6 protein-coding genes are annotated in these 6838 nt (G+C 58.8%); 5 read left to right on the top strand and 1 reads right to left on the bottom strand.

What is annotated here, in order from left to right; all coding sequences use genetic code 11:
• The 5 genes from V6C07_RS07800 to V6C07_RS07780 all read left to right on the top strand — a co-directional run.
• A partial coding sequence (locus V6C07_RS07800) for an asparagine synthase C-terminal domain-containing protein (protein WP_333535809.1) occupies positions 1-752 on the top strand: 752 nt, incomplete at its 5' end.
• A gap of 707 nt (positions 753-1459) precedes the next feature.
• Positions 1460-2320 (top strand): zinc metalloprotease HtpX, encoded by an 861-nt coding sequence (locus tag V6C07_RS07795; protein ID WP_333535808.1) that lies wholly within the window; start codon positions 1460-1462, stop codon positions 2318-2320.
• Between the two features lie 185 nt (positions 2321-2505).
• The gene (locus V6C07_RS07790) at positions 2506-2898 is read left to right on the top strand and encodes a DVU_2496 family lipoprotein (RefSeq protein WP_333535807.1); all 393 of its coding nucleotides are present in this window, start codon (positions 2506-2508) and stop codon (positions 2896-2898) included.
• An 882-nt stretch (positions 2899-3780) separates the two neighbouring features.
• Positions 3781-4209 carry a TOBE domain-containing protein gene (locus V6C07_RS07785; RefSeq protein WP_333535805.1) on the top strand — a complete coding sequence of 143 codons (429 nt, stop codon included), beginning with the start codon at positions 3781-3783 and terminating at the stop codon, positions 4207-4209.
• A 632-nt stretch (positions 4210-4841) separates the two neighbouring features.
• Entirely contained in the window at positions 4842-6050 is a 1209-nt protein-coding gene (locus V6C07_RS07780) for an iron-containing alcohol dehydrogenase (RefSeq protein ID WP_333535803.1), read from the top strand.
• 89 nt (positions 6051-6139) lie between these two features.
• On the opposite strand, the gene V6C07_RS07775 is transcribed toward V6C07_RS07780, so the two are convergent.
• On the bottom strand, positions 6140-6838 hold a 699-nt coding region (locus V6C07_RS07775), incomplete at its 5' end, for a substrate-binding domain-containing protein (protein ID WP_333535802.1).

Raw genomic sequence — 6838 nt, 5'->3', positions numbered from 1 at the left:
TGCGGCGCAAGGTTGTGGAGCCTCTGGCCCGCCGCCTGCCGTCGTCCGCCGGGTATATCAATCCGCGTCTGGCGGTGGCCACTTTTCTGCGCGCCGCGCAGGCTCCGGCATGGCAGCGCGTGCAGACCATGCTGACGGCTTTTACGCCCGACATGCAGGCAGAGATTTTGGACGCCCCGTTCAAGGCGCAGGCTCCCGGTTTTCTTGCGCCGGAACGTCTGTTTGCTCCCACCCGGGAGCAGTATGAGCACTGGCGGCCCTATTCTGCGGCTGCGCCTCTGGCGCGGGCTTTTTACGTGTATGTGCGCCAGTTCATGTTGGATGATATTCTGGTCAAGGTGGACCGTTGCTCCATGCTGCACAGCCTTGAGGTGCGGGCGCCGTTTCTGGACAAGGACGTGGCCGAGTTTGCCGCGCGCCTGCCCGTGGGCCGCAAACTGCACGGCTTCAAGCGCAAATGGCTGCTCAAGCGGGCTTTTGCAGATATGTTGCCCAAAGAGATTTTGTACCGCAACAAGCGGGGTTTTCAGATTCCCGTGGCGGAATGGCTGCGCGGGCGCATGCGTCCGCTTGTGGAAGACCTGCTCAGTGCGGACAGCCTCAAGGCGCAAGGTATTTTTGATCCTGTGGCAGTCCGCGCCCTGGTGGACGAGCATGTTTCGGGCAGGGCAGACCTGCGCAAGCCCCTGTGGACACTGCTGGTCTTCCAGCTCTGGTGGCAGGCGCGCAACGGCAGCGGAGCGGCCTTCTAGACAGTGTCGTCACGAGCGCCTTTCCCGGTATCTCTGCGTCGAACTTCGCCTTTTATTCCGGTCGGGTACCATAAGAGTACACTCCCTGCATAAAAAGCTCGTTCTCCTTGATATACCAAGGAAATTCATCTCGTGACGACACTGCCTGGAGCAATTTAACTTTTAAATTGCTGGACGGCTGCGTGAGCAGACGTTCGCTACGGAGGCGTAAGCGCAGTTTATCTGCGCGGTTAAACGCCGAAGTGAGCGTGCCTTAAACTTTGATAATGTACATTCTCAAAGTTTTCATTCAGCCCCAAAATACGATTTTCGGCTGAATCCACGCCACATCGCGGCGCGCTATTTATACTTTTTCAAAGTTAAAATGCTCAAGAACAGGTGCCTTGTGACTTTCCTTGGCGACTCCAGCCGCAACAGCAAGGCGCTCCATATCTGGAAAGCGCTCCATTATCCGGGGCTGTTGGCGCTTGAGGCGCTCCGGTTGTCTTTATTGGGAGCCATCCGCGCGGCGAGGCCGCGCCGCAACACGCATCCGCTCCTGGCAAACGTTTTTTACGCCTGCAGCGGCCTTTTCCGGGGAGGCCCTTCTTGCCAGTCATGCCCCGATGCTTATATGCTTTAATGGCGTGGCAGCGCGGGGCATGAGGTTTTTTGTGCCAGTGCAGAGTCAACGCATCCATATAATTTTCGCAAGGCGAGGAGTTTGCATGACCAGCCAGATCAAGACCGTTCTTCTTCTGGGTTTGCTTTCGGGCATCATCATTGTGCTCGGCGGCCTGCTGGGCGGGCGCACGGGCATCATCATCGCTTTCGGCATGGCCCTGCTCATGAACGTGGGCAGCTACTGGTACTCGGACAAGATCGTGCTATCCATGTACCGTGCGCGCGAGCTTGCACCGGAAGAAGCCCCATACCTGCATAAGATTGTTGAAGAACTGGCGTACAATGCGGGTATTCCCAAGCCCCGCGTGTGCGTGGTTCCCGAGGAGGCCCCCAATGCCTTTGCCACGGGGCGCAACCCTGAAAATGCCGTGGTTGCCGTAACAGAAGGGCTTATGCGCCTGCTGCCGCCCGAAGAGCTGCGCGGCGTGGTGGCGCATGAAATCGGCCATATCGTCAACCGCGACATACTCATTCAGACCATTGCCGGGGTGATGGCTTCCGCCATTGTGACCATGGCGAACATCTTTCAGTTTACAGCCATTTTCGGCGGCAACCGGGACAGCGAGGGCAACGGGGTCAATCCCATAGCCGCACTGGTCATGGCCTTGCTGGCCCCTATGGCCGCCGGACTTGTGCAGATGGCCATTTCGCGTTCGCGCGAATATCTGGCCGACGACACGGGAGCGGAGCTTTGCGGGCAGCCTCTGGCTCTGGCAGGCGCTCTTGCCAAGCTGGGCGCGGCCAGTGGGCGCATACCCATGCGCGAAGGCAACCCCAGTACCGAGCAGATGTTCATTGTGTCCCCCATGTTTGCCCACGGCAGCATGGCTAATCTTTTCAGCACGCACCCGCCCCTGGAAGAACGCATCCGCAGGCTTCAGGCCATGGCCGCTTCCCGACGCTGACTGTCCTTTTAGAGCATTTCACTTTGAAACTGCTCTGGCGGCTGCGTGAGTAAGCGCAATGTATTTGCGCTGTGAAGCGCCGAAACGGGCGTGCCGTAAACTTTGAGAATGTCCATCCTCAAAGTTGATCTGCCCTAAAGGCGGCATATAACCGGGCGTGAGCGCCCGTTACACTGAGGTAGACAATGCAAGCACGCCTTTTGCTGGTTACACTGCTGGCCCTGCCCTTGCTGGCCTGCGTCAAGGCCGGGCCAGCGCCCGAGCCGGAGCAGGAGTTTCCGGCGGAGCCTTGCCCCTTTGTCTATGTTTTTGCCCCCGGCAATTACATTGTAGACATTGCAAGCGGCGCGCAGGTGGTACTTGACCCCGGCGTGCAGGAATTTGAGCTGTTCTGCTCGCCCGGCGCCGCGCGCAGCGCCATCAATCAGGGCATGGAAAAAGGCGCGCTGCCCGAAGGCGACTGGCGCATCTACCGTCTGGACGGAACGCTGGAGGACCTGGCCCAGAAAAGCCCGCACCGGCGCTATACGCTCAAGCGTATGGCCCAGGTGGTGGACTGGGTTACGGAAAATATTTAGGGCGGATATGGCGCATGCGCTTTTGCATGAGCGCTGTCCGGCGTTGGCCGGCAGCTTTTTCGGTGCAGCGTGAGCAACAAGTTTTGGCGGCTTTTTGAAGATGACAGTGCGGTTTGCTTGCTGCAGCGTTGGGCGGCGCAAGGCCCGTGCGTTGCGGGCTTGGCCGCAACGCCTGCGGTCACCGGTTCAACCTGCGGTTCAGGCTGCGTTTTAAACAGCATTCCAAACTGCATTTCAACTTGCGCTCCGGACTGCGCTCCTGCGTGGCGGCGCTTGCGCGAGTCTGCGCGGGGCACGTTCAAGATAACATTGCGCGCATGCCGTCTGGCGTGAACAGATGGCTTTCATGAGGCAAGGCCGGTCCTGTGGACCGGCCTTTTCGTATGCTTGCGCACTGTCAGGCATGGCAGCTTTGCGGCCATACATGCCGGTGTGATGCTGCCGCTCAAGAAGTGCGCGTAGTGCAGCCAGGGAGCCAGGCCTGAAAGTGGCCGGCTGCCCAACGTCGTAGGCAAGTAAATCATGACACCGCTTTTGGCGTGTGCCTGAAATCATCACAGCGCAGCGGGCTGACAACGTGTGTTTCTGTGTATTGTCCAGCTTCGCGGGCGGTCTGGCTGACGGCAACGCGCGGCGCGCAGGGAGATCACCGGGCGAAGCGGGGAAGCCTGCGCAGACGACGCGTCGTTGTTCCGCAAATCACTTCAGGAATGATTCCTGTGCGTGTATATCCAACTGATCGGCATCGCAGTCTTTATTGCTGTTTATGCTGTCCAGCGTGTCAGGGTGGCGCTGCGCGGCGTCCTGCACTATGCTGGCATATGGATAAAACCCGCTTTTGCCCGTCATGGGTGAAAGAGTACCCCATACGAGGATGATACTATGGAAACAAGCGCAAGAAATGTCTTTAAAGGCAAAGTGGTGGCGGTGCGTTCCGGCGCAGTCAACGATGAGGTGGAGCTGTCCGTCGATGGTGGGCTGAATATCGTGGCCTCCATAACCAAGGTGAGCACCGGCAAGCTTGGGCTCAAGCCCGGTGTGGAAGCTATGGCCCTGATCAAGGCGAGCTTTGTGCTGCTGATGAATGATGCCGAAAAGTATCTTCTTTCCACGCGCAACCAGTTCCCCGGCACAGTGAGCAAGGTTACGCCCGGCGCGGTCAACGCCGAAGTGCTGGTAGATATGCCCGGCGGCGTGGGCATCACGTCCATTGTCACCATGGGCAGCGTGGAAAAGCTGGGTCTGGCCGTGGGCAAAAAAGTGACGGCCATTGTCAAGGCTTCGCAGGTTATTCTGGCAGTACCCCGATAGCGATTTTGCTGCGCTGAGCGGCTGTGGGTCCGTGTTCCTGCGGACGCGCGTGCAGTCAGTGCGGGAAGGCCCGGAGCCCGGAAGGCTCCGGGCCTTGTTCTTTCAAGGTTGGCGGCACGTTGCCGCGGCGGTGAGGATAAAGGGGCGGCTTTTGGCGGGGCGGCTTTGCCCTTTGGCACATGGCGGGAAGTCCGGCGGCCAACCCCTGCCGGCTGCGCTTGGTTTCGGGAGCAAAAGGGCGGGCAAGCCTGGCGGACATAGGCGAGCCGTGTGTAAAGCACGATGCCCCACCCGATGGCTCTGGACGCTACGTGAGCTGGTTTGGAGCGGCCGGAAACTGTGTTCTTTAAATGCTGGCGTGGAGACTTGGCGTGGATTTTGCCGCGTGGGGCGTGCGAAAAAACAGGCGGAATAAAAAAAGATGATATGAGGCAGGGGGTTGGCGAAAAAAAGTTCGCCAGAAATAATAAAAAACGCACAATCCTTTTATTTACGGTATTGTGATTTTTTTATCAATAAGATTATTTGTGCAAAAATTATGTGAAAAATTGCGCAGCTCCTTGACCTAAACTTATATTCGTTCTAGTTTAATGCAGCGCAATAAAAGCCCAGCGTGATCGCGGGAGGTTGCCATGTGGGATGACTGCTGCGATTACAATATGGTTCGTGAAGTACGGGTAAAAAGCATTGCTTACCTCGGTGCGGGAGCCATAGACAAGATAGACCCCATCCTGGGCAAGTTGAAAAGCGAGGGAATAACAGCAGTCCTTTGTGTTTGCGGCGGTCATGCCTACCGCGCTTCGGGCGCGTGGGACAAAGTAGAAGCCGCCGCCCTCAGACATGGCATTGTGCCTGCCCTGTACAACAGGGTTACGCCCAACCCCACCACAGATACTGTGGACGATGCAGCAGCCCTTGGGCGGGCCATCAATGCCGGAGCAGTGCTCGCCATCGGCGGGGGCAGTCCTCTGGACTGCGGCAAGAGCGCGGCCATACTGCTGGCTAACCCCGGTAAAAGCGCTGAAGATCTTTTTTGTTTTCGCTTCACGCCCCAAAAGGCCCTTCCTCTGGTTGCCGTCAATCTCACCCACGGCACGGGCAGTGAAGTAAACCGTTTTGCCGTGGTCACCGTATCAGGGCGCAGTCACAGATCCATTGTGGGATACGACTGCATGTACCCCCGTTACGCCATTGACGATCCGGCCCTTATGACCGGGCTTTCGGCAGAGCAGAGCCGTTATGTGTCCATAAATGCGTTCTGCAGGGTTGTGGAAGCAGCCACAGCCACGGCAGCCAACCCACTGGCGGTTACGCTGGCCCGCGAAACCGTGGGCCTGGTCCATCGCTGGCTGCCTGTGGCGCTGACAGAGCCGGAAAACCTCAAGGCCCGTTACGGGCTGTGCCTGGCGGCGCTTCAGGCCGGGGTAGCTTTTGACAACAGCCATCTGCATATGGCCCACGCGCTGGAGCAGCCTTTGGGCCGCTTTAGAAATCTCCCCCACGGGTTGCGTCTGGCTATTCTGCTGCCCGCTGTGGTTGGCGCATGTTACGCCGCAAAGCCCGACGTGCTGGCGCATGTGCTTGGCCCGGTAGCCCCCGGACTGCGGGGCATGCCCGAAGAAGCCGCTGAAGCGGCGCGGGCGGTGGAAAATTGGATATTCAGCCTGGGCATAACGCAAAAACTCCTGGACTTGGGAGTCCAGGAGTTCGATGTGGAAGAGTTTTGCAACTTCGTCGAGCAGACGCCTTCGCTGGGTCTTCTGCTCTCGGTGGCGCCGGTCAGCGTTTCCCGCCAGCTTGTGGCAAGAATTTATACTGAATCGTTGCGCCCCATGCGTTGAAATTGCCATCTCCTCCAGGACCGGCCTGATCTGCCGCAGTCCGGTCCATACCCAGCCCCTCCGTTTGCCGACGGCGGGGCTTTTTCTTATCACGCCCCAAGGCGGACGCCAAGCTCAAGTTTTTGCCCGGTCAGGCGCGTGTCGTAGCCGCCAAGGCCTTCAAGGCGCTTTTTGAATTCAGGTTTCTGCAGCAGGCTTTCCACGCCGACCACACGGGGGTCTTCCCTGAACGCTTCGGGAACAGCGAGATCCCAGCGTTCGCCCGCCAGGGGAACAAAGTCCAGTCCCATTGCTCTGGCCGCGGCAGCCACGCCGGGGCCGCAGTCGGCCCTTCCCATAAGCACGGCGGCTGCCACGGCAAGCTGACTTTCCACTTCATTTTCATAGCCTGGAACGTCCTGCGGCGTCATGCCGGCATGGCGCAAAAGGGCGTCAAACTGCATGCGGGTGCTTGAGCCTGCCTGGCGGTTCACGCAGCGCAGTTTCATGCTTTTTATGTCGGCCACGCTTTTGACGCCATGCGGATTGCCCGCAGGAACCACCAGGCCGACCTGACGGATAGCCAGATTGATCAGGGCAATCTTGCCCTCAGGCCAGTGCTGCCGCACAAAGGAAAAATTGAAGCCGCCCTTGTCGTCATCAGCCATGTGCAGCACCGCCAGATGGCAATGCCTGTTTTTCAAAGCCTGCACGGCGTCGGCGGCATCCGCGCCCGCGCAGACAAGGTGTATGGCGTGCGGCAGGCGCAAAAGCTCGTCGGCAAGCAGTTCCAGCGCCACGTCATCGCC

Source organism: Desulfovibrio sp. 1214_IL3152, from assembly GCF_036763055.1.
Lineage (GTDB): Bacteria > Desulfobacterota > Desulfovibrionia > Desulfovibrionales > Desulfovibrionaceae > Desulfovibrio.
The sequence above is the reverse complement of the archived record's forward strand: the minus strand, read 5'-3'. Positions and strand labels throughout refer to the sequence as shown.

Bases quoted from the DNA above. Each gene is read 5' to 3' on its own strand.
- V6C07_RS07795 (WP_333535808.1), top strand. From the start codon at position 1,460: ATGACCAGCCAGATCAAGACCGTTCTTCTTCTGGGTTTGCTTTCGGGC.
- V6C07_RS07790 (WP_333535807.1), top strand. From the start codon at position 2,506: ATGCAAGCACGCCTTTTGCTGGTTACACTGCTGGCCCTGCCCTTGCTG.
- V6C07_RS07785 (WP_333535805.1), top strand. From the start codon at position 3,781: ATGGAAACAAGCGCAAGAAATGTCTTTAAAGGCAAAGTGGTGGCGGTG.
- V6C07_RS07780 (WP_333535803.1), top strand. From the start codon at position 4,842: ATGTGGGATGACTGCTGCGATTACAATATGGTTCGTGAAGTACGGGTA.